The organism is Kribbella sp. CA-253562, assembly GCF_050942265.1.
GTDB lineage: Bacteria > Actinomycetota > Actinomycetes > Propionibacteriales > Kribbellaceae > Kribbella.
In genome coordinates this window covers 4,244,504-4,263,200 of record NZ_CP192049.1, presented here as the reverse complement: position 1 = coordinate 4,263,200, position 18,697 = coordinate 4,244,504, and the positions used below count along the sequence as shown (strand labels likewise).

At 69.8% G+C, this 18,697-nt stretch carries 21 protein-coding genes; 7 read left to right on the top strand and 14 right to left on the bottom strand.

Annotation, left to right across the window (positions count from 1 at the left end; all coding sequences use genetic code 11):
• Positions 1 to 21: 21 nt before the first annotated feature.
• The 3 genes from ACQPXM_RS20175 to ACQPXM_RS20165 all read left to right on the top strand — a co-directional run bounded on the left by ACQPXM_RS20175 (position 22) and on the right by ACQPXM_RS20165 (position 2,904).
• Positions 22 to 558, top strand: coding sequence for a hypothetical protein (locus ACQPXM_RS20175; protein WP_432950835.1), 537 nt, complete (start codon positions 22 to 24; stop codon positions 556 to 558).
• 79 nt (positions 559 to 637) lie between these two features.
• Positions 638 to 1,339 carry a response regulator transcription factor gene (locus ACQPXM_RS20170; protein ID WP_432950833.1) on the top strand — a complete coding sequence of 234 codons (702 nt, stop codon included), beginning with the start codon at positions 638 to 640 and terminating at the stop codon, positions 1,337 to 1,339.
• Positions 1,339 to 2,904, top strand: coding sequence for a sensor histidine kinase (locus tag ACQPXM_RS20165; RefSeq protein WP_432950831.1), 1,566 nt, complete (start codon positions 1,339 to 1,341; stop codon positions 2,902 to 2,904). The genes ACQPXM_RS20170 and ACQPXM_RS20165 overlap by 1 nt, the downstream gene beginning before the upstream one ends.
• Positions 2,905 to 3,064: 160 nt before the next feature.
• Here the strand turns inward: ACQPXM_RS20165 and ACQPXM_RS20160 are convergent, their stop codons facing one another.
• The 8 genes from ACQPXM_RS20160 to ACQPXM_RS20125 form a co-directional block, all read right to left on the bottom strand.
• Positions 3,065 to 3,691, bottom strand: coding sequence for a class I SAM-dependent methyltransferase (locus tag ACQPXM_RS20160; protein WP_432950829.1), 627 nt, complete (start codon positions 3,689 to 3,691; stop codon positions 3,065 to 3,067).
• A 202-nt stretch (positions 3,692 to 3,893) separates the two neighbouring features.
• Positions 3,894 to 4,571, bottom strand: a complete 678-nt coding sequence (locus ACQPXM_RS20155; RefSeq protein WP_432950828.1) for a YidC/Oxa1 family membrane protein insertase — start codon at positions 4,569 to 4,571, stop codon at positions 3,894 to 3,896.
• A gap of 52 nt (positions 4,572 to 4,623) precedes the next feature.
• The gene (locus ACQPXM_RS20150; RefSeq protein ID WP_432950826.1) at positions 4,624 to 4,875 is read right to left on the bottom strand and encodes a DUF6412 domain-containing protein; all 252 of its coding nucleotides are present in this window, start codon (positions 4,873 to 4,875) and stop codon (positions 4,624 to 4,626) included.
• Complete coding sequence (locus ACQPXM_RS20145; protein WP_432950824.1) at positions 4,875 to 6,200, bottom strand: RNA polymerase sigma factor; 1,326 nt, start codon at positions 6,198 to 6,200, stop codon at positions 4,875 to 4,877. Before ACQPXM_RS20145 ends, ACQPXM_RS20150 begins: the two co-directional genes overlap by 1 nt.
• Before the next feature lie 266 nt (positions 6,201 to 6,466).
• Positions 6,467 to 7,087, bottom strand: a complete 621-nt coding sequence (locus tag ACQPXM_RS20140) for an HhH-GPD-type base excision DNA repair protein (RefSeq protein ID WP_077016258.1) — start codon at positions 7,085 to 7,087, stop codon at positions 6,467 to 6,469.
• Between the two features lies 1 nt (position 7,088).
• Positions 7,089 to 7,502, bottom strand: coding sequence for a universal stress protein (locus ACQPXM_RS20135; protein ID WP_425830781.1), 414 nt, complete (start codon positions 7,500 to 7,502; stop codon positions 7,089 to 7,091).
• A 342-nt stretch (positions 7,503 to 7,844) separates the two neighbouring features.
• Positions 7,845 to 9,323 carry a glutamate--cysteine ligase gene (locus tag ACQPXM_RS20130; RefSeq protein WP_432950822.1) on the bottom strand — a complete coding sequence of 493 codons (1,479 nt, stop codon included), beginning with the start codon at positions 9,321 to 9,323 and terminating at the stop codon, positions 7,845 to 7,847.
• Between the two features lie 130 nt (positions 9,324 to 9,453).
• Positions 9,454 to 10,224, bottom strand: coding sequence for an MBL fold metallo-hydrolase (locus ACQPXM_RS20125; protein ID WP_432950820.1), 771 nt, complete (start codon positions 10,222 to 10,224; stop codon positions 9,454 to 9,456).
• Between the two features lie 62 nt (positions 10,225 to 10,286).
• Between ACQPXM_RS20125 and ACQPXM_RS20120 the strand changes: the two genes are divergently transcribed.
• The gene (locus ACQPXM_RS20120; protein WP_432950818.1) at positions 10,287 to 11,633 is read left to right on the top strand and encodes a DNA polymerase IV; all 1,347 of its coding nucleotides are present in this window, start codon (positions 10,287 to 10,289) and stop codon (positions 11,631 to 11,633) included.
• On the opposite strand, the gene ddaH is transcribed toward ACQPXM_RS20120, so the two are convergent.
• Positions 11,610 to 12,377 (bottom strand): dimethylargininase, encoded by a 768-nt coding sequence (gene ddaH, locus ACQPXM_RS20115; protein ID WP_432950816.1) that lies wholly within the window; start codon positions 12,375 to 12,377, stop codon positions 11,610 to 11,612. The genes ACQPXM_RS20120 and ddaH overlap by 24 nt on opposite strands.
• Positions 12,378 to 12,492: 115 nt before the next feature.
• Here ddaH and ACQPXM_RS20110 point away from each other — a divergent pair, with 115 nt between their 5' ends.
• Positions 12,493 to 13,023 (top strand): hemerythrin domain-containing protein, encoded by a 531-nt coding sequence (locus tag ACQPXM_RS20110; protein WP_432950815.1) that lies wholly within the window; start codon positions 12,493 to 12,495, stop codon positions 13,021 to 13,023.
• 49 nt (positions 13,024 to 13,072) lie between these two features.
• On the opposite strand, the gene ACQPXM_RS20105 is transcribed toward ACQPXM_RS20110, so the two are convergent.
• The 5 genes from ACQPXM_RS20105 to ACQPXM_RS20085 are packed head-to-tail and all read right to left on the bottom strand — an operon-like array spanning position 13,073 to position 17,156.
• Positions 13,073 to 13,801, bottom strand: a complete 729-nt coding sequence (locus ACQPXM_RS20105) for an MBL fold metallo-hydrolase (protein WP_432950813.1) — start codon at positions 13,799 to 13,801, stop codon at positions 13,073 to 13,075.
• Between the two features lie 31 nt (positions 13,802 to 13,832).
• A complete protein-coding gene (locus tag ACQPXM_RS20100) occupies positions 13,833 to 14,225 on the bottom strand; it encodes a YccF domain-containing protein (protein WP_432950811.1) in 393 nt (130 codons plus the stop codon).
• A complete protein-coding gene (locus tag ACQPXM_RS20095) occupies positions 14,222 to 15,109 on the bottom strand; it encodes an alpha/beta fold hydrolase (RefSeq protein WP_432950809.1) in 888 nt (295 codons plus the stop codon). Before ACQPXM_RS20095 ends, ACQPXM_RS20100 begins: the two co-directional genes overlap by 4 nt.
• A 2-nt stretch (positions 15,110 to 15,111) precedes the next feature.
• Positions 15,112 to 16,272 carry a saccharopine dehydrogenase family protein gene (locus tag ACQPXM_RS20090; protein WP_432950808.1) on the bottom strand — a complete coding sequence of 387 codons (1,161 nt, stop codon included), beginning with the start codon at positions 16,270 to 16,272 and terminating at the stop codon, positions 15,112 to 15,114.
• Positions 16,269 to 17,156 (bottom strand): SDR family oxidoreductase, encoded by an 888-nt coding sequence (locus ACQPXM_RS20085; RefSeq protein WP_432950806.1) that lies wholly within the window; start codon positions 17,154 to 17,156, stop codon positions 16,269 to 16,271. Before ACQPXM_RS20085 ends, ACQPXM_RS20090 begins: the two co-directional genes overlap by 4 nt.
• Before the next feature lie 73 nt (positions 17,157 to 17,229).
• On the opposite strand from ACQPXM_RS20085, the gene ACQPXM_RS20080 reads away from it, so the two are divergent.
• On the top strand, positions 17,230 to 17,814 hold the full coding sequence (locus tag ACQPXM_RS20080; RefSeq protein ID WP_432950804.1) for a TetR/AcrR family transcriptional regulator: 585 nt from the start codon (positions 17,230 to 17,232) through the stop codon (positions 17,812 to 17,814).
• A gap of 42 nt (positions 17,815 to 17,856) precedes the next feature.
• Positions 17,857 to 18,660 (top strand): exodeoxyribonuclease III, encoded by an 804-nt coding sequence (gene xth / locus ACQPXM_RS20075; RefSeq protein ID WP_432950802.1) that lies wholly within the window; start codon positions 17,857 to 17,859, stop codon positions 18,658 to 18,660.
• Positions 18,661 to 18,697: the final 37 nt, after the last annotated feature.

Below are 18,697 nucleotides of genomic sequence, written 5' to 3'. Positions count from 1 at the left end.
CGTACCGGGAGGCAGTTGCAGATGGCGTCGTTCGAGAAGCTCACCGACAAGTCGTGGCGGGTGGCCGGCACCGTGGCAGCGGTGGTCGTCACCACGGCGGCCGGCGGAGTCGCCTGGGCCACCACCAGCGCCGATCCTTCGCCCTCGCCGTCCCCCTCGGCCTCGCCGTCGGCGCCCGCCGACCCGGCCCAGCCGGGCAAGACAGGCGGCCGGCACGGCGAGTTCGGGCTCGGCAGGGGTGCGCTGCACGGCGAGTTCGTGGTGGAGAAGGAGGGCGGTGGTTACCAGACCGTTTCTACGCAGCGCGGTGAGGTCACCGCGGTCAGCAAGGACAAGCTCACCGTCAAGAGCGCGGACGGCTACAGCCGCGAGTACACGCTGACCGAGGACACCCTGGTGAACGCGGCCCGCGACGGCATCGACGACGTGAAGACCGGCAACCAGGTGATGGTGACCGCTGTGGTGGCCAACAACGTCGCCACCGCGACCACCGTCAACGACGGCACGGTCCGCGACGCGGCCCGCGACAAGTGGGGCTTCAAGCGCGGCCCGCGCTGACGCCGGCCGGGGAACGCTCACAGCGAACTGCCAGGAAGCTGCCAGGGTTCGCACGGTCGCCGGGGGCAGACTGGAGGCCATGAGCCCGCATCTCCTGGTCGTCGACGACGAACCGAACATCGTCGAGCTGCTGTCCGCGAGCCTGCGGTTCGCCGGCTACGACGTGACCACGGCGACGCACGGGGCCGAGGCGCTGAAGAAGGCGCGCGAGCTCGAGCCCGATCTGGTGGTGCTCGACGTGATGATGCCCGGGCTGGACGGTTTCGAGGTGGTCCGGCGGCTACGGGGAGAGGACCGGCACGTTCCGGTCCTCTTCCTGACCGCCCGCGACGCCGTCGAGGACAAGGTGCTCGGTCTGCAGACCGGCGGCGACGACTACGTGACCAAGCCGTTCAGCCTGGACGAGCTGGTCGCCCGGGTGCGCGCTCTGCTGCGCCGGTCCGGTCATCGCGAGCAGGCCGCGACCGAGCCGGCGATCCTCAAGTACGCCGACCTCGAGCTCAACGAGGACAGCTACGAGGTGTTCAAGGCCGGTGAGGCCGTGCAGCTGTCGCTGACCGAGTTCAAGCTGCTGCGCTGCCTGCTGGAGAACGCGGAGCGGGTGATGTCCAAGGGCCAGATCCTCTCCGCGGTCTGGAACTACGACTTCGCGGGTGACGCCGGCGTGGTCGAGTCGTACATGTCTTATCTGCGCCGCAAGGTCGACACCGGGGACCAGAAGCTGCTGCACACAGTTCGCGGCGTCGGCTATGTGCTGCGGACGCCGCGGGGACCGAGCTGATGTCGGGCCGCCCGCGCCTGACCGAGCGCTACCCGCTGCGGATCACCATCGTGCTCGTGCTGCTCACGCTGGTCACCGCGGCGCTGCTCACCTCCGGCCTGGTCGCGACCACGATCATGCGCGGCTATCTGCTGGACAAGGTCGACAGCCAGCTGGCCGACGTGTCCAAGCCGTTGGCCAACCAGCCGCTCGGCCCCGGCATCGGCCGTCCGCGACTGGGACGGAACGAGCCCCGCCTCCCGAGCGCCTTCGTCGTCCAGTGGTTCCAGTCCGACGGCACCGAGATCCAGGCCAGCAGACTGAGAGAACCGCTGCGGGAGTCCGACAGCCAGCCCGCGTTGCCCACCCTCACCCTCGACCAGGTCATTGCCAAGGGCAACCAGCCGTTCGACACCGGCGCGGTCTCCGGCGGCGAGACCTGGCGGGTGCTCGCCGTTCCACTGGCCCGGGGAAACGGCTACCTGATGATCGGCCAGAGCCTCAGCGACATGGACCACACGATCCAGCAGCTCGTCGGGGTGCAGATCGCCGCCGGGGTGATCTTGCTCGTGCTGCTGGCCGGCGTCGGCACGTACGTCGTACGGCGCAGTCTGCGCGGGCTCGAGGACGTCGAGCACACCGCGGTCGCGATCGCCGGTGGTGATCTCGGCCGGCGGATCCCGCAACGTGATCCCCGGACCGAGGTCGGCCGGTTGTCGCTCGCGCTGAACCAGATGCTCGGCCAGATCGAGACCGCCTTCGCGCAGCGCACTGCGTCGGAGGCGGCCGCGCGGCGCTCGGAGGAGTCCGCCCGGCGGTCGGCGGAGATCGCGCGGCGTTCGGAGGAAGTCGCGCGGCAGTCGGAAGAGGACGCGCGGCGGTCCGAGGACCACGCCAGGCAGTCGGAGGAGCGGATGCGGCGGTTCGTCGCGGACGCCAGCCACGAGCTGCGCACGCCGTTGACCTCGATCCGCGGGTTCGCCGAGTTGACCCGGCAACGCGGTGGAGCGATGGATCCGGCCACCATGAAGCGGATCGAGGACGAGGCGAAGCGGATGGGGTTGCTGGTCGACGACCTGCTCCTGCTGGCCCGGCTCGATCAGCAGCGCCCGTTGCGGTACCAACCGGTGGACCTGCTGACGCTGGCCGGTGACGCCGTACAGGATGCCGAGGCGGTGCAGCCCGAGCGCTCGGTCAGGCTGCGGATCTTGCCGGATTCGGGGGCGCCGGTGGTCCAAGGCGACGAAGCGCGCCTACGGCAAGTGCTGGGCAACTTGGTCAGCAACGCCCTGCACCACACGCCGGTCGAGGCGCCGGTCACGGTGTCGGTGGGGACCCGCGAGGGCGAGGCGGTGCTGGAGGTCGCCGACACCGGCCCGGGGCTGGACAACGAGCAGAAGGCGCGCGTGTTCGAGCGCTTCTACCGCGCGGACTCCGCCCGAACGAGAGCCACCGGCGGCTCGGGCCTCGGCCTCTCGATCGTCGCCGCACTGGTAGCCGCCCACCGCGGCCGGGTCACCGTCTCCGACACCCCCGGCGGTGGAGCGACCTTCACGGTCACGCTTCCTGTCGCCGTCGACGCGTGATCCCAGCCCCTCCCGTCGCCGACGCCGCGTGACCCCAGCCCCGGCGCATCGCCGCTCGCCTCACACCCGCACTTTGTGCCCCGGCTAGCCACGTCCGCGGCGAGTTCGCGGCTGACCGGTGCACGAAGCGCCGGCTCGACAGCCGTGCGGCGGTCAGCGATCAGTGGCGGCGGACCTTCACCGTGCAGTCGCGGCGGTTGATCACCGCGCCGTCGGGCATCACCTGGGTCCGGTCGTGCTCGCGGCTGACCAGGACCTCCCACTCGTCCTCGGGCAGTTCCAGGCTCTCGATCACCTCGCCGGGCGTCGGGAAGTGGATGTCGGGATGCGGGTTGGGCTCGCCGGGCGGGAAGCCGAGGTGTCCCTCGATCAGCAGCACTCCCCCGCGCGCCACCGCGCCGGCGGCGCTGCGCAGGATGCTCTCGCGCGCGAGCTCGGTCTTGGAGTGCAGGAACTGCGCCGACACCAGATCGAACTCGCCGTCCGGGAACGACGTACCGAGTTCGTGCTGCTGCCACTCGATCCGGTCACCGACGCCGGCGTCCTCGGCGTGCTTCGCCGCCCGGCCGAGCGCGACCGAGGAGATGTCGACCGCGGTGACCGTCCAGCCCCGCTGCGCCAGCCAGATCGCGTCGGCGCCTTCGCCGCAGCCGAGATCGAGCGCCCGGCCCGGCTTCAGGTCGGCGACTTCGTCGACCAGTACGACGTTCGGCTTGCCGCTCCAGATCTGATCGCGCTCGGCGTAGAAGGTGTTCCAGTACTCGTCGGGGAGTTGTTCTGTCGTCATGGATCAGATCGAACCCCGCCCGCACCCGCCGGGCAAACCTTCTTGCCGGACCGGCAAAGCCTGCGCGCCCGCCAGCACCACGATCAGCGCTACCCAGCTCGCCGCATTTGTCACGACATGCATGCCGCAGGCCGGAACGCGCTGCGCCTCGCGCGCTGAGTGCCGGCCCTGGCCGGGTGACCTGGCGCGCGAGGCTCCCCCGTCAGCGCAGCAGGATCGCCCGCTCGATCACCGTCCACGTCGTGGTGGTCAGCAAGTAGAGACCAGCCGCGAGCGGGATGAACGCCGCGGTGACCAGCGTGCCGAACGGAAGCAGGCGCGCGAGGTTTCGCCCCAGCGGCGTGGCGGTGGCATCCAAGCGGGCCAGCTGACGGCGGGCGGAGAAGAAGGCGACGACGGCCAGCAGCACCGCGAGACCGGCGTACGCCGGGGTGGACGCGAAGACCGGCCAGTGGACTCCGATGGGGGCGCCGAACAGTGTCCCGGCGAGCAACTGGTTCGGCTCGCCGCCGACGACCGCGCGGGAGAACAGCGTGTAGAGCACCCAGAAGAACGGCAGCTGCGCGAACATCGGCAGGCACCCGGCGAACAGCGTCGTGCCCGACTCGGCCTGCAGTTCGGCGATCTCCCGCTGAGCGCGTTCGGGGTCCTTGGCGTGCAACTTGCTGATCTCCTGGATCCGCGGCATCAGCACCGCACGGGACTTCTCGCCGCGGACGGCGGCCAGGCTGAGCGGCAGCAGCACCAGCCGCACGACGATCGTGCAGACGACGATCGCGAGCGCCGCGGCGTACGGGCCGCCGACGGGTTCGAGTAGGCCGGCGATCCAGGACACGAGGTGGTAGGCGCCGCTGATCGGCGCGTCGAGCAATGAGGGCATGACTGAGCTCCACAAGAACAAAGGGAAACGGACCGGTCGCGAGGAAGTGCGACTACAGCCCGGGAGCTCGGGGTCGTGGACGCCCGGCGGTGTCCGGATCACGCAGCGAGACGTACGCCGTCCGCGCGGACTGCTCGCGCAGGGTGAGCGCGACCAGCGGCGTGACGACCGGCGTCCGGGAGTGCCGGTCGGCCAGCAACAGCGCGAACAGCAAGGCCGCCGCCGTGAGAACGGCGGCGGCCAGAGTTGCCGTGTCGAGCGCAGGGATCACCAGCGACAGCGCGCCGGCGATCACCTGGTGCATCAGTCGAGGTAGTCGCGCAGGACCTGGGACCGCGACGGGTGCCGCAGCTTCGACATCGTCTTGGACTCGATCTGCCGGATCCGCTCGCGCGTGACGCCGTAGACCTTGCCGATCTCGTCCAGCGTCTTCGGCTGGCCGTCGGTCAGGCCGAAGCGCATCGAGACCACGCCGGCCTCGCGCTCGGACAGCGTGTCGAGCACCGCGTGCAGCTGCTCCTGCAGCAGCGTGAACGACACCGCCTCGGCCGGCACGATCGCCTCGGAGTCCTCGATCAGGTCGCCGAACTCGGAGTCGCCGTCCTCACCGAGCGGGGTGTGCAGGGAGATCGGCTCGCGGCCGTACTTCTGCACCTCGATGACCTTCTCCGGGGTCATGTCGAGCTCCTTGGCGAGCTCTTCCGGAGTGGGCTCGCGGCCGAGGTCCTGCAGCATCTGGCGCTGGACGCGGGCGAGCTTGTTGATCACCTCGACCATGTGCACCGGGATCCGGATGGTGCGGGCCTGGTCGGCCATCGCGCGGGTGATCGCCTGCCGGATCCACCAGGTCGCGTAGGTGGAGAACTTGTAACCCTTGGTGTAGTCGAACTTCTCGACCGCACGGATCAGACCGAGGTTGCCCTCCTGGATCAGGTCCAGGAACAGCATGCCGCGCCCGGTGTAGCGCTTGGCCAGCGAGACGACGAGTCGCAGGTTGGCCTCGAGCAGGTGGTTCTTGGCCCGCCGGCCGTCTTCGGAGATCCACTCGTACTCGTCGCGGACCTTGTCCTTGAGCTTGGTCGCCTCGTCGCTGATCTGCTCCTCGGCGAACAGGCCGGCCTCGATCCGCTTGGCGAGCTCGACCTCCTGCTCGGCGTTCAGCAGCGGGACCTTGCCGATCTGCTTCAGGTAGTCCTTGACCGGGTCGGCGGTCGCGCCGGCCACCATCACCTGCTGCTCGGGCTCGTCGGTCTCGTCGGCCTCGGAGACGATGAAGCCCTGGTCCTCGGTGAGCTCCTTCTCCAGCGGCTTGACCGCGTCGGGCTGGAAGTCGGACTCGTCGACTTCGTCCAGGGCGCGCGGCTTCCCGGTCTTCGGGTCGATCGACAGACCCGCCTCGGACACGGCCTTCTTCGCCGGCGCCTTCTTCGCGGCGGCCTTCTTCGCGGGGATACCGTCCTCCTTGGATGCAGCAGCCTTCTTGACCGCGGGAGCGGCCTTCTTCACGGTGGCCTTCTTGGCGGCAGGGTCAGGCACTCTGGCGCTGGTCCTCGGGGCCGTGCTGCGGGCAGTGGCGGCCACGGCCCGGGCGGACTCGGCGGGAAGGTTCTCGGACGAGCTGGACGACACGAATTACCTCTCGTCTGACGCAGGGTTTTCTGTACGGCGATACGGCGGTGCTGATGGAACAGGTGGTACCACGAATTCTGCGCTGCGCACCGGCTTCTGTGCTCGTCTGCGATCGTGTTCGCTGGTCAGCGGTGTCCGTCAGGCGGCAGCAACACTACATTGTAATCCGCGGACCAACCCCGACCCACGCGCGGCCCCCGTCCCGGCGTGCCACGACCGGTGCCCGCACGCCCCCGCGGGCCGGCACCGGCCTACCCCTTGAATCCTCAACTGTTCCTGGTCTGCCGCAACGGCCGCGCGACCACCCGCTGCTGTGCGACCTGCTGGGCGGCCTTGAACTGGCGGACCTTGACCAGCGAGGCTACGTCGATCACGTCCGCGACCGACTTGTAGGCACCGTCCTCGCCGTACGGTTCGGAGGCCTCCCGCCAGCCGCGCGGCCGGACCTTGAGCTGCTTGCCGAGCAGGGCGACGAAGATCTTCGCCTTCTGCGCGCCGAAGCCCGGCAGGGCGGACAACCTGGCCAGCAGGTCGTCACCGGACTTCACGTCGGCCCACACGCCGGAGGCGTTGCCGCCGTACTCCTCGTCCAGGTGCTTGGCCAGCGTCTGGATCCGGGCTGCCATCGCGGTCGGGAACCGGTGCACCGCGGGCGGGCCCGCGACCACCTCGACGAAACCGTCCGGGTCGTAGGCGGCGACCGTGCACGGGTCGAACGGGCCTTCCATCCGCTTGGCGATCAGGACCGGGCCGGCGAAGGCACGCTCCATCGGGATCTGCTGGTCGAGCAGCATGCCGACCATCAGCGCGAAAGGGTCCCTGCTCAGCATCTCGTCGGCGTCGGGCTGCTGCGCAAGGCACAGTTTCTTGCTGCGTGTCGAAGTCACCTCAGTCCTCCCCATCTTCGGCCTTCACGGCCAGCACCGGACACGGAGCGTCGAGCAGCACCCGCTGGGCGTTGCTGCCGAGGATGAGCTTGCCGACCGGCGACCTGCGCCGCAGGCCGATCACGATGAACTCCGCGTGCACCTGCTCGGCGACGGCCACCAGGTCCTCCGCCGGATCGAGTCCACGCACCAGTTGCCGTACCTCGTAGGGCACACCGGTCGAGTCGAGCTGCTCCCGCACCTCCGTCAACGCGGCCTCACTGGCCGCCGCCTCGTCGCTGTCGAAGCTGCGTCCGCCACGATGGGAGTTCACCACCACCAGCTTGGCATCGCGGAGCGTCGCCTCCTCTGCCGCCCGGCGAAGGGCTGCGCGCCCTTCGGCCTTCGGCACATAACCCACGACGATGGTCGTCATCGACTTGCCTCACCTCCGGGTGTCACTGTCGACCCGTTCCGAACGATACTGCCCTGAACCGCTACCGGCATCTGTGGAAAAGCACCATCTGTGTCGCGACCGTGACCGTTAGACAGTTGTGTCCGCAACGAGACCGTGCAGGCCCGGGCAGGCAGATCGGTTGGCCCCTGCATACCCGCGCCGAGGGCTTCTAACCCTCCCCCGGCGACACCCTGGCGCACACCTTGGCAGGCTCCGGGCCCGGCGCGCCAGTCCGATGCCGTTGCCCTCGGCAAGTGGGCGGACCGGTGTCCTACGTTGTCGGCGGGCCGGGGACTTTCTTGACTGCGTTGGCTAACCGGTTCAGTCCACCGGCCACTCGTGCACCGGGGTGTTGTCGTGCATGTGGTCGCGATAACGACTCAGCATCCCTCGCAGAGCGTCACGGCGATCGTGCGATCCCTTGGTATACAAGCGGTGGAACTCGTCGGCCTGCCAGGAGGCGCCGTTGCGGTGGGTGAGGCAGCGCTGCTCGATGATGCCGAGCAGCCGGTCGCGGACCCGCGGGTCGACGCCCCACGCGTCCAGGCCCTGTGATGCCAACGGCAACAGCCGGCGCAGGACCAGCTCGGTGGCGCGGGCGGTGCCGACGCCCGGCCAGAACACCTCCGCGTCGATGCCCTGCCGGGCCGCCTCGTGGAAGTTCTCCTCGGCCGCGCTGAACGACATCTGCGACCAGATCGGCCGCTCGTCGTCGGCCAGCGCCCGGACCAGCCCGAAGTAGAAAGCGCCGTTGGCCATCGTGTCGACCACCGTCGGGCCGGCCGGCAGCACCCGGTTCTCCACCCGCAGGTGCGGCTTGTCCCGGACAACGTCGTACACCGGGCGGTTCCAGCGGTAGATCGTCCCGTTGTGCAGCCGCAGCTCCGAAAGAGCTGGGGTGTCGCCGCGGTCCAGCACGGCGATCGGGTCCTCGTCGGAGGTGACCGGCAGCAGCGCCGGGTAGTAGCGCGAGTTCTCCTCGAACAGGTCGAAGATCGAGGTGATCCATCGTTCACCGAACCACACCCGCGGCCGGACGCCCTGCGTCTTCAGCTCGTGGGTGCGGGTGTCGGCGGCCTGCTCGAACAGCGCGATCCGGGTCTCGCGCATCAGCTCCTTGCCGAACAGGAACGGCGAGTTCGCCCCGACCGCCAGCTGGACGCCGGAGATCGCCTGCGCGGCGTTCCAGTACCGCGGGAACGCCTCCGGCGTGACCTGCAGGTGGAACTGCGTCGACGTACAGGCCGCTTCGGGCACGATGCTGTCCGCGGTGACCTGCAACCGCTCGACGCCGTCGATCGCGATCTGCACGTCCTCGCCGCGGGCCTGGAAGATCTGGTCGTTCAGCAACGCGTAGCGCGGGTTGGTGCTGAGCGCCTCGCGACGGATGTGCTCGGTCATCAGCGTCGGCAGGATGCCGACCACGACCATCGACGAGCCGGTCCGCTGCGCCTTGTCCTCGGCCGCGTTCAGGCTGGCCCGGATCGAGGCCTCCATGGTGTCCAGCCCGTCGCCGTCGATCTGGCCGGGCGGCACGTTGATCTCGATGTTGAACTGGCCGAGCTCGGTCTGGAACGCGTCGTCCTCGATCGCGCTCAGCACCTCGGAGTTCTTGAACGCCGGGTCGCACCGCTCGTCGACCAGGTTCAGCTCGATCTCGATGCCGGTCATCGGCCGCTCGGCGTCGAACCGCGCCTCGCGCAGCATCCGTGCGAACGCGTCCAGGTTGCGATGGACCTGGTTGCGGAACGCCGTGCGGTCCGCCCGGGTGAACTCGACCCGGTCGACTTCCTCGCCCATCTGAGCCTCCCCTGTTCCGGTACTGCCGTGGGTACGGCGTACTTCTCTGTACCTGGCGACAGTCTGCCCGAACCGGGCGGTGGATGTGACCTGGATCGCGTCGCCGACCATCCACTGGTACGCCGAGGGCTCAGCGCGGGAACACGATGAAGTGGTCGCGGACCAGCCGTCGCGGCTGCGGACCGGCGGCCGTCAGCGCCTCGTGGAGCTCGGTCAGCGTCTGCGGGGCGAGCTGCAACGGGTGCTCGCCGGGATGCACGTCGGCACCCATCGGGTAGTCCTCCCCCGGCCGGTCCGGCATCTCGATGTGCGCGCCGAGCACCCAGTCCACCGGATTGCCCGCGGCAACGAACTCGGCCAGCCGCCGGACGCTCGCGCGGTACGACCCCCAGTCCGGCACGTACAACCGGCCCGGATACAACGAGTCGCCGGTGAGCAGCAGCCGGGTCCGCGCGTCGTACACCGCGATGTCGGCGCCCTGGTGGCCGGGAATCGGGATCACGTCGAGAACGCGCTCTCCCAGATCCAGTCGCCCGATCCCGCCGGGCCAGTCACCGATCCCGAAGAACGCGGCGACCTCCTCGGCGCTGTGGCCGACGACGCGCTCGAACTGGTCGTCGCCGCCGACGTGGTCACCGTGCGCGTGGGTGTGCGCGACCACCAGCTCGAGGTCACGGCCGGTCAGCAGCTCGTCGACCAGCGTCCGCAGATCGGTGTGGCCCGTGCCGGTGTCGAGCAGGAGAGCGCGTTCTGAGCCGAGCAGGAGATAGAGGAAGGGGCCCTCGAAGTTGGTCCGCAGCGACTGGCGGATGATCGCCGTCCGCTCGTCGTACCAGTGCACCTGGTGTTCCGGCCCGTCCGCCGCCGTACCGTCGTCCCATTGGCCGGGAAAGCTGGTCATGGGGTGATCCTGTCAGGCGACCGGCTCGCGGACTTGTCGGTGCGACCAGCCAGACTGTGGGGGTGCGTGCCGATCCGTCGATCCTGCATGTCGACCTGGACGCGTTCTTCGCGGCGGTCGAGCAGCGGGACAAGCCCTCCCTGCGCGGCAAACCTGTCGTCGTGGGCGGCATCGGCCTGCGCGGCGTGGTCTCGACGGCGTCGTACGAGGCTCGCAAGTACGGTGTGCGATCGGCGATGTCGACGGCCGAGGCGCGGTCGCGGTGCCCGCACGCGGCCTATCTGTCGCCGCGGTTCGAGGTCTACCGGTCCACCAGCCAGGCCGTGATGGCGCAGATGCGTGCGCTGTCCCCGCTGGTCGAGCCGCTGTCTTTGGACGAGGCGTTCGTCGACCTGTCCGCGGCCGGCCTGCACGACCTGACCGTCGACGATGTGCAGGCGATCGCCAACGACCTCAAGGACGCGATCAAGGACGCCAGCGGCGGGCTGACCGCGTCGGTCGGCGCCGGGACGTCGAAGCTGATCGCGAAGATCGCCAGCGATCTCGACAAGCCCGACGGCGTCGTGGTCGTGCCGCCCGGCACCGAGGCGGACTTCCTCGCGCCGATGCAGGTCACGGTGATCCCCGGCGTCGGTCCGGCGACCGCGCAACGACTCAGCATGGCCGGCGTCCGTACGGTCGCGGACCTGCAGCAGCTCGACGCCGACGAACTGATCCGCCAGGTCGGTACGGCGCACGGCTCGAGCCTGCACCGGATGGCGGTGGCCGCCGACGACCGGCCGGTGGTGAGCGACCGGGAGACCAAGTCGGTCAGCATCGAGGACACCTTCGAGACCGACATCATCGACCGCTCGCTGCTCGCCGCGATCAGCGAACGGATGGCCCACCGCGTCGCCGAACGCCTGCAGAAGGCCCAGCTGTCCGGCCGGACCGTCACGGTGAAGACGCGGATGCACGACTTCACCACGCACACCCGGTCGTCCACGCTGGCCGGCCCGACCGACGATCCGCGCGTGGTCGCCCGCGTCGCCCGCCGCCTGCTCGAGGACAGCGACATCTCCGGCGGCATCCGCCTGCTCGGCGTCGGCGTCTCGTCGCTGGCCGACTGGATCCAGGACGACCTCTTCACCGAGTCCGAGGCCGTCGAGGCCGCGGTCGACCTGGCCGACGTCCCCGTCCGCTCCCGCGAACGCCAGACCGGCTACTACCCCGGCCAGGACGTCACCCACCCGGCGTACGGGGACGGCTGGGTGTGGGGCGCCGGCCGGGGCCGCGTCACCGTCCGCTTCGAAACCGCCGCGACGCCGGCCGGCCCGATCCGCACGTTCGCCGTCGACGATCCCAAGCTGAAGCTGATTCAGCACGCCTCGATCGACGACGAGCAGTCAGCCGCGGAGGCGGACCGATAGGCAGGTGACGCAGCCTTCGAGTTTCTCGAACTCGGTGATGTCGACGGGGATCGGCGTGTAGCCGAGGCCGGAGAACAGCTCCGCCGTGCGAGGGGCCGAGGCGGCCATCAGGAGTTGGTGGTCGTCGAGCAGGACGACGTGGGCACCGGACTCCTCGGGGACCGGGCGGAAGGTGGAGAACGCCGCGGGGTCGTCGACCAGGGGCTCGTAGCCGATGACCGTGCCGTCGGGCAGGGCTGTGACGGCCGACTTGAGGTGCAGGACCTTGCGGACCGGTACGGCGACGACGCGGGCGCCGAGCGGTTCGAGGTGGGCGCGGAACTGGGCGATGCCGGACTGGTTCGTGCGACCGCCGTGGCCGACGTACACGGTGGTGCCGATCTTGAGCACGTCGCCGCCGTCCAAGGTGCCGGGGGCATCGATGTCGGCCAGGCGGTAGCCCTGCGCCTCGACCGCCTGGGCGGCGGCGGCCGCTTCGGGGCGTCGCTGCTCGGCACCGGCGCGCGCGATCACCGCCAGGTCGCCGTACACGACCATCGTGTCCTCGACGAACACGCTGTCGGGGCAGTCGTCGGCCGGTGGGACCTCGATCGTCGACCAGCCGGCGGCGGTCAGCGCGTCGACGTACTGCTGCCACTGCCGTACGGCGAGTTCGGCGTCGACCGGGACGCGTTCGAGATGGGTGAGCAGGCCCTCGGCGAGGCGCGGGCTGGGACGGCGGACGAGCGCGCGGGTGGTAACCATGGGCGGAGGGTAACCGGCGGTCGTGAGCCGTGCCGGGCGCATGGCGTGGCGGGGGCCGGGTACTGGCCGGAGGAACCCGGTGCGGTTGCCGGGCACCAAGTACCTGGAGGGTTACATGCCGAAGATTCTGCAGCACGCCAGCGGTGACGTGGTCGAGATCATTCTCGCCGACCACCGCTGGTTCGAGGAGGCGCTGCGTGAGTTGCGCGACGTGCAGAGCGATCGCGCCGCCGTGCTCGCGGACCTGGCGACCGTGCTGATCGCGCACGCGGAGGCCGAGGAGTCCAAGGTCTATCCCTCGCTGCGGAACAAGAACGCGATCGACGCCGAGGAGGTCGAGCACTCCGAGCACGAGCACGACGAGGGCAACGAGGCGCTGCTCGAACTGATGGAGGTCGAGGACACCTCCTCGGAGGAGTTCAGCGAGAAGACGCACGAACTGTCCGAGGCGCTGTCGCACCACCTCGACGAGGAGGAGCGCGACGTGCTCAACCCGGCGCGCACGGACGTCTCCCAGGAGGTCCGCGACAAGCTCGGTGCGGAGTTCGCGGCCGAGCGGGCCCGGCTGATCGAATCCGGCGCCGGCTCGATCGAGAACGTCCGCAAGATCGTTGCCGCGGCCAAGAAGAAGGAGAAGTCCTCCTAGAACAACGGGCGCCGCGACTGGTGGCGCGGCGCCCGTGCTCGTCCTCGACCTAGCCGAGATCGAGGACGAGGCCTTCCTCGGCGGCGATCACTTCGCCGGCGAACAGCTCCTGTGCCTGGGAGACCGAGACAGCGCGATCCGTGCCCGGCCAGAAGTGCGTCAGCAGCAATCGCTTGGCGCCCTTCGCGCCGGCTGCGGCCTCCCGGGCCGTCATCAGAAACCTCGGCTCCGGTGGCGGAACTTGATGCGTCGCGTCGGAGATGTGCAGATCGGCACCCTCGGCCAACGCTGCCAACTCGGGGGCTGGACCGCTGTCACCTGTGTAGGAGACTGTGAGTCCGGGAGCGCTGAGACGTACGCCGAGATTCGTCACGTAGTGCGGCAAGAGAGCGGTCTCCAGCTGGAACGGACCGATCTCCCGGGCGCCGGCCAGGTCGTGGACGGCGAAGACGGTCGCCGGGTCGGGACGTGGTTCCAGCGCCCGCAGTACGTCGAGAACGCCGGGTGGGCAGAACAACGGGATCGGCGCGGCGTGCGGCGCCTGGTAGTGCCGGACGCGCGCGAGAGCGCTCACGTCGACGCAGTGGTCGGGATGCTGATGGGTCACCACGACCGCGTCGACCTCGCCGTCAGGGCAGTGCTCGAGAAGCCGCGGCAGCGTCGCGTAACCGAGGTCGAGCACGACCGTGAAGCCGTCGTACTCGAGCAGGAAGCCGGCGCAGGCCCGGCCCGCCTCGGGCCATGCACCGCAGGACCCGAGCACGGTCAGCGACCTCATGGCGCCGAACCCACCGCGCAGGCAGCCGGCGTCATCGAGTCCCGAAGGCTTCGTCGGTGGAGACGATGTCCTTGCCCAGCGGCAGCAGTGAGATCGGGATCAGCTTGAAGTTGGCCAGGCCGAGCGGGATGCCGATGATGCTCACGCACAGCGCGATCCCGGTGACCAGGTGCCCCAGCGCCAGCCACCAGCCGGCCAGCACGACCCAGATGATGTTGCCGAGCACCGACCCGGCCCCCGCGCCGCGGCGGTCGACCACCGTGCGGCCGAACGGCCACAGCGCGAACCCGGCGATCCGGAACGACGCGATGCCGAACGGGATCGTGACGATCAGGATGCAGCAGATCAGTCCGGCGATCACATAGCCGACGGCCAGCCAGAAGCCGGCCAGCACCAGCCAGATCAGGTTCAACAGCGTTCTCATACCTGCCAGCCTGCCACCCGGCGGGTGTGCTCGCGGGTCAATCGGGCCACGAGTCCGGGATCGTTCCGGGGTAACCAGTGGCCACCCCTGACCACCTGGACGCTCAGATTCGGGGCCCACCGTGCGATGTCGGTCTGCAGCGGCGTCGTCACGAACGCGTCACCGTCCGGCGAAACCACCAGCACCGGTACGTCGGTACGCCGCGGCCGCGGTCGCAGCAACCGCGGCAGAACGTTCGCGCGGTAGAGCTCCAGACCGTTCCGGTAGTCCGCCAGAGAGCGCTCCCCGTCCGCGTGGACATGACCTCCGGCGCTCCGCTCCAGCTTGCCGAACACCCGATGCGCCCAGCCCTTGCGCCAGCCGCGTTCGGGCAGCCAGGGCAGCTGGAAGTAGAAGATGTACCAGGAGTGCGCGAGCTGTGAGATCTTGTCGCCCAGCGGACGGCGGCTGCGGAAGAAGTAGCCCGCATGGTCGAGCGACGGCCCCGAGATCGACACGAACGACGCGATCCGGCCGCGCAACCGCTCACTGGTCACGAAGTGCCAAGCCTGGATCGATCCCCAGTCGTGCGCGAGCAGCTGGACCGGTCCGTCCGGCGCGACCGCGTCGAGCACCGCGGTGAAGTCCTGCTCCAACCGCTCCAGCCGGTACGCCGAACGCCCACGCGGGTGGTCGGAGTCGCCCGCACCGCGTACGTCGTACGTGACGACGTGGAAGTGGTCGGCGAGCCGGGCCGCGACGGGCTCCCACAGGCGCGCGTTGTCGGGATAGCCGTGCACGCAGACGAGCACCGGGGCGGACGGGTCGCCGTACTCGGAGAGCGCGATCTGCGTTCCGTCGGCCGATCGCACCCGCCTGCCGCCGTCCTGCGGGGTCGACGGCACGGTCAGTAGTCCTCGGTGGAGATCACCCGGAAGTCGATGCCGGCGGCAACCAGACGGTCGCGCAGGGCCGGGCCCATCGCGGACGCCGTGGTGACCTGGCCCGAGGTCGGCGGTAGGTCGTCGAGCGCGAGACACAGCGCGCACTCGCCGAGCATCTTGGCGGTCTCGTCGTAGCCCGGGTCACCGCCCGCGACCTCGGTCACGACCCGCTTCCCGCCGCCGGAACCGGTGAAGCGGGCCTTGAACCACGACCTCGCCCGGCGCTCGGGCGACGGCCCGTCGCCGGACTTGATCCGGTCGAGCAGCGCGTTGCGGGCCGGCGGGATCTGTGCGGCCACGCCGAGCAGACCGAACCCGACGATGCCTGCGGCAACCATCGGCAGTCGCTTCACCCCGGCGTAGTGCGTGTAGGTGAAGTCCGGTCCGTACTCCTCCAAGAGCATCGCCGAGCGGCGCACGATCTGCGGATCGACGGTCGGCAACGGCACCGCCCAGAATCCCTGCGATCGATGCAGCCGCCCACTGGACAGCCGCACCGACCGTCCTTGCGGAGGCTCTTCGGCCCGGCGCCGGGCGCGATGGGCGTCGAGGTTCCGTTTCCCGCGCGACAACCCCATCACCACGGTCTGCAGCGTGCCGCCCGAAGGTTTGCCGCTGGCCCGGATCATCCCGTCGACCTTGATCGGCACCCGGCGCGGCAACTGCTCGACGGTGTACTGCACGCCCAGGTCGTACGGGATCGAGTCGAAGCCGCAGCAGTGGATCAGTCGTGCACCGGTCTCGACGGCCTTCGCGTGATGCGCGACGTACATCCTGTCGACGAACTCCGACTCACCGGTGAGGTCGAGATAGTCCGAGCCGGCCTCGGCGCACGCGGCGACCAGCGGTTCGCCGTACCGCAGGTAAGGGCCGACGGTGGTGACGACGATCCGGGCGGACTCGGCGACCGCTCTCAGCGTTTCCGGGTCCTCGACGTCGGCGTGCAGCAGGGCAACCTCGGGAGCATCCACGTCGGAACGAAGCTGCTCCAGCTTCACTTTGTTCCGGCCGGCGAACGCGAGCTTCAGCTCCGGTGGCGCGTGGTCCACCAGGTACCGCGCGGTCAGCGCACCGGTGAACCCGGTGGCACCGAACAGCACGATGTCGTACTGGCGTTCGCTCATCGGCGGGCCTTCGCCTTCGCGGTGTCGGCGAGACCGCCAGCGCCGGATGCACGGGACGAGACGTCGGCGCCGCGGGCCTCGATGTCGGCCAGCGCAGCGCGGTCGGCCTTCGCGACGGAGAACCGGCTGCCCAGCTCGACCACGTGCGGGATCAGCGCCCGGAAGATCTTCAGCGGCCCGATCCAGCCCGGCACGTGCACGACGCGAGAGCGCTTCCTGATGCCCGCGGTGAATTTCTCGACCGCGAGCTCCAACGGATACACCCGGTTCGCGAGCGGAATCCCGGTCCGCACGTTGCCGAACACGGGATGCTCGTCGACCCCGCGGACCATGTCGGTGTCGACGAAGGTCATGTGCGCGACGCCGACCCGCACGCCGAGGTGCCGCAGCTCGGCGCGCAGGGTGTTCCCCATCGCCTCCACCCCGGCCTTGGCGGTGTTGTACGACGCGAGACCCGGAATGTGCACGACCGCTGCCAGGGAGGACACGAGCAGGAGGTACCCCTTGCTCGCGATCAGATGCGGCAGCGTCAGGTTCACGGTCCGCCAGACGCCGTACAGGTCGACGTCGAGAACGCGCTCCCAGACGGCCGGGTCCATGCTCCGGCTGAAGCCCGGCGCCGCGATCCCGGCGTTCGCGACGACGACGTCGATCCGGCCGTACTGAGCGACGACGCCCTCGACCGCGGCCCGCAGCGAGTCGGTGTCGGTGACGTCCGCCTCCCACCAGCCGGCGTCGGGTCCACAGTCCTCGGCGACCTTCTTCAGCTCGTCGGGTTCGAGCCCGACCAGGGCCAGCCGGTCACCCTCACTCGCCAGCCGGCGCGCCACCGCCGCACCGATGCCCCGGGACGCGCCTGTGATGAGTACGACCTTGCCGGCCATCGCGGACCTCCGTCTGTTGAGTCGGTACTCAACAGTAAGTGCTTGTTGAGCCGGCACTCAATAGACTGCCGGTATGACCCATGCCTCGCGACTGCGACCGGACGAGCGGCGGGCCCAGATCCTGGCCGCCGCCCGCCGCGTCCTGGAGGCCGATCCGCACCGCGAGCCGAGCGTGGAGCAGGTCGCCGCCGAGGCGAAGGTCTCCCCCGCGCTGGTCTTCCACTACTTCGGCTCCAAGAAGAAGTTCCAGTACGCCGTGATCGAGGCCGCCGCCTCCGAGTTGATGCTGCGGACCGCCCCGGACCTGTCGCTGCCTCCCGAGCAGCGGCTCAGCAACGGCATCCGCGCCTTCGTCCGCGCGGTCCTCGAAGCCCCGCAGCTCTACCGGGCGACCCTGGTGATGTCCGCCGCCGGCGACCCCGCCGTCCGGGCACTGCACTCGGAGTTGCGTCAGGTCTTCAGCCGGTGGGTGATCGACGCGATCGCCCAGCAGGGCGTCGAGACGACCCCGAAGGTCGAACTGGTCTGCCTGGGCTGGCAGGGCTACGTGGAGCAGCTCCTGCTGACCTGGATCGACAACCCGACCGTCACCGAGGACGAGCTGGAAGATCTCTGCGAGAGGTCGCTGACTGCTGTTCTCACCACACTCCGGCGGTGAGACGGTACGGCGTACCGCGTGAACGCGGCTAGGGTTACCCGCGTGCTGAAGGTTGCCACGGTGAATGTGAACGGGGTTCGGGCGGCGTACCGGCGGGGCATGGCGCCGTGGCTGGAGCAGACCGATCCGGATCTCCTGCTGCTGCAGGAAGTCCGGGCCACCGACGAAGTACTGCGCGACCACCTCGGCGGCGACTGGCACCTCGCCCATGCCGAGCCCCTGATCGCCGGTAGCAAGGGCCGCGCCGGCGTCGCGGTCGCGAGCCGGCGGCCGATCAAGCTGGAGCGGACCGAGATCGGCCCGGAGCGGTTCGACGGGTCCGGCCGCTGGGTCGAGGCCGACGTCGTGCTCGACGACGGGTCGACGCTGACGGCGATCAGTACGTATGTGTTCACCGGCGAGTTCGAGACGCCGCCGCGGCAGGCGGAGAAGTACGCGTTCCTGGACGCGATCACCGCCCGGCTGACCGAACTGCGCGCCGACGGCCGGCACGTGCTGATGTGTGGCGACCTCAACATCGCGCACTGCGAGGTCGACCTGAAGGCGTGGAAGGCGAACCGGAAGAAGAGCGGTTTCCTGCCCGAGGAGCGGGCCTGGATGGACCGGCTGTTCGAGGCCGGCTGGGTCGATCTGGGCCGGCGGTTCGGCGGCGACGGACCCGGGCCGTACTCCTGGTGGTCGTGGCGCGGCAAGGCCTTCGACAACGACGCCGGCTGGCGGATCGACTACCAGATCGCCTCCCCCGAGCTCGCCGAGGCGTCGACCGGCTGCACGGTCCACCGCGCCCCGACGTACGCCGAACGCTGGAGCGACCACGCGCCGGTCGTCGCGACGTACGACCTCTGAGTCATCCGGCTCCGCGGCCGGGCGGGCGGCGGGTAGT

Coding starts and splice junctions, on each gene's coding strand:
- ACQPXM_RS20110 (WP_432950815.1), top strand. CDS start 12,493: ATGCCGAAGATTCTGCAGCACGCCAGCGGTGACGTGGTCGAGATCATT.
- ACQPXM_RS20125 (WP_432950820.1), bottom strand. CDS start 10,224: ATGACCAGCTTTCCCGGCCAATGGGACGACGGTACGGCGGCGGACGGG.
- ACQPXM_RS20135 (WP_425830781.1), bottom strand. CDS start 7,502: ATGACGACCATCGTCGTGGGTTATGTGCCGAAGGCCGAAGGGCGCGCA.
- ACQPXM_RS20175 (WP_432950835.1), top strand. CDS start 22: ATGGCGTCGTTCGAGAAGCTCACCGACAAGTCGTGGCGGGTGGCCGGC.
- ACQPXM_RS20090 (WP_432950808.1), bottom strand. CDS start 16,272: ATGAGCGAACGCCAGTACGACATCGTGCTGTTCGGTGCCACCGGGTTC.
- ACQPXM_RS20165 (WP_432950831.1), top strand. CDS start 1,339: ATGTCGGGCCGCCCGCGCCTGACCGAGCGCTACCCGCTGCGGATCACC.
- ACQPXM_RS20080 (WP_432950804.1), top strand. CDS start 17,230: ATGACCCATGCCTCGCGACTGCGACCGGACGAGCGGCGGGCCCAGATC.
- ACQPXM_RS20105 (WP_432950813.1), bottom strand. CDS start 13,801: ATGAGGTCGCTGACCGTGCTCGGGTCCTGCGGTGCATGGCCCGAGGCG.
- ACQPXM_RS20160 (WP_432950829.1), bottom strand. CDS start 3,691: ATGACGACAGAACAACTCCCCGACGAGTACTGGAACACCTTCTACGCC.
- ACQPXM_RS20100 (WP_432950811.1), bottom strand. CDS start 14,225: ATGAGAACGCTGTTGAACCTGATCTGGCTGGTGCTGGCCGGCTTCTGG.
- ACQPXM_RS20155 (WP_432950828.1), bottom strand. CDS start 4,571: ATGCCCTCATTGCTCGACGCGCCGATCAGCGGCGCCTACCACCTCGTG.
- ACQPXM_RS20130 (WP_432950822.1), bottom strand. CDS start 9,323: ATGGGCGAGGAAGTCGACCGGGTCGAGTTCACCCGGGCGGACCGCACG.
- ACQPXM_RS20150 (WP_432950826.1), bottom strand. CDS start 4,875: ATGCACCAGGTGATCGCCGGCGCGCTGTCGCTGGTGATCCCTGCGCTC.
- ACQPXM_RS20085 (WP_432950806.1), bottom strand. CDS start 17,156: ATGGCCGGCAAGGTCGTACTCATCACAGGCGCGTCCCGGGGCATCGGT.
- ddaH (WP_432950816.1), bottom strand. CDS start 12,377: ATGGTTACCACCCGCGCGCTCGTCCGCCGTCCCAGCCCGCGCCTCGCC.
- ACQPXM_RS20170 (WP_432950833.1), top strand. CDS start 638: ATGAGCCCGCATCTCCTGGTCGTCGACGACGAACCGAACATCGTCGAG.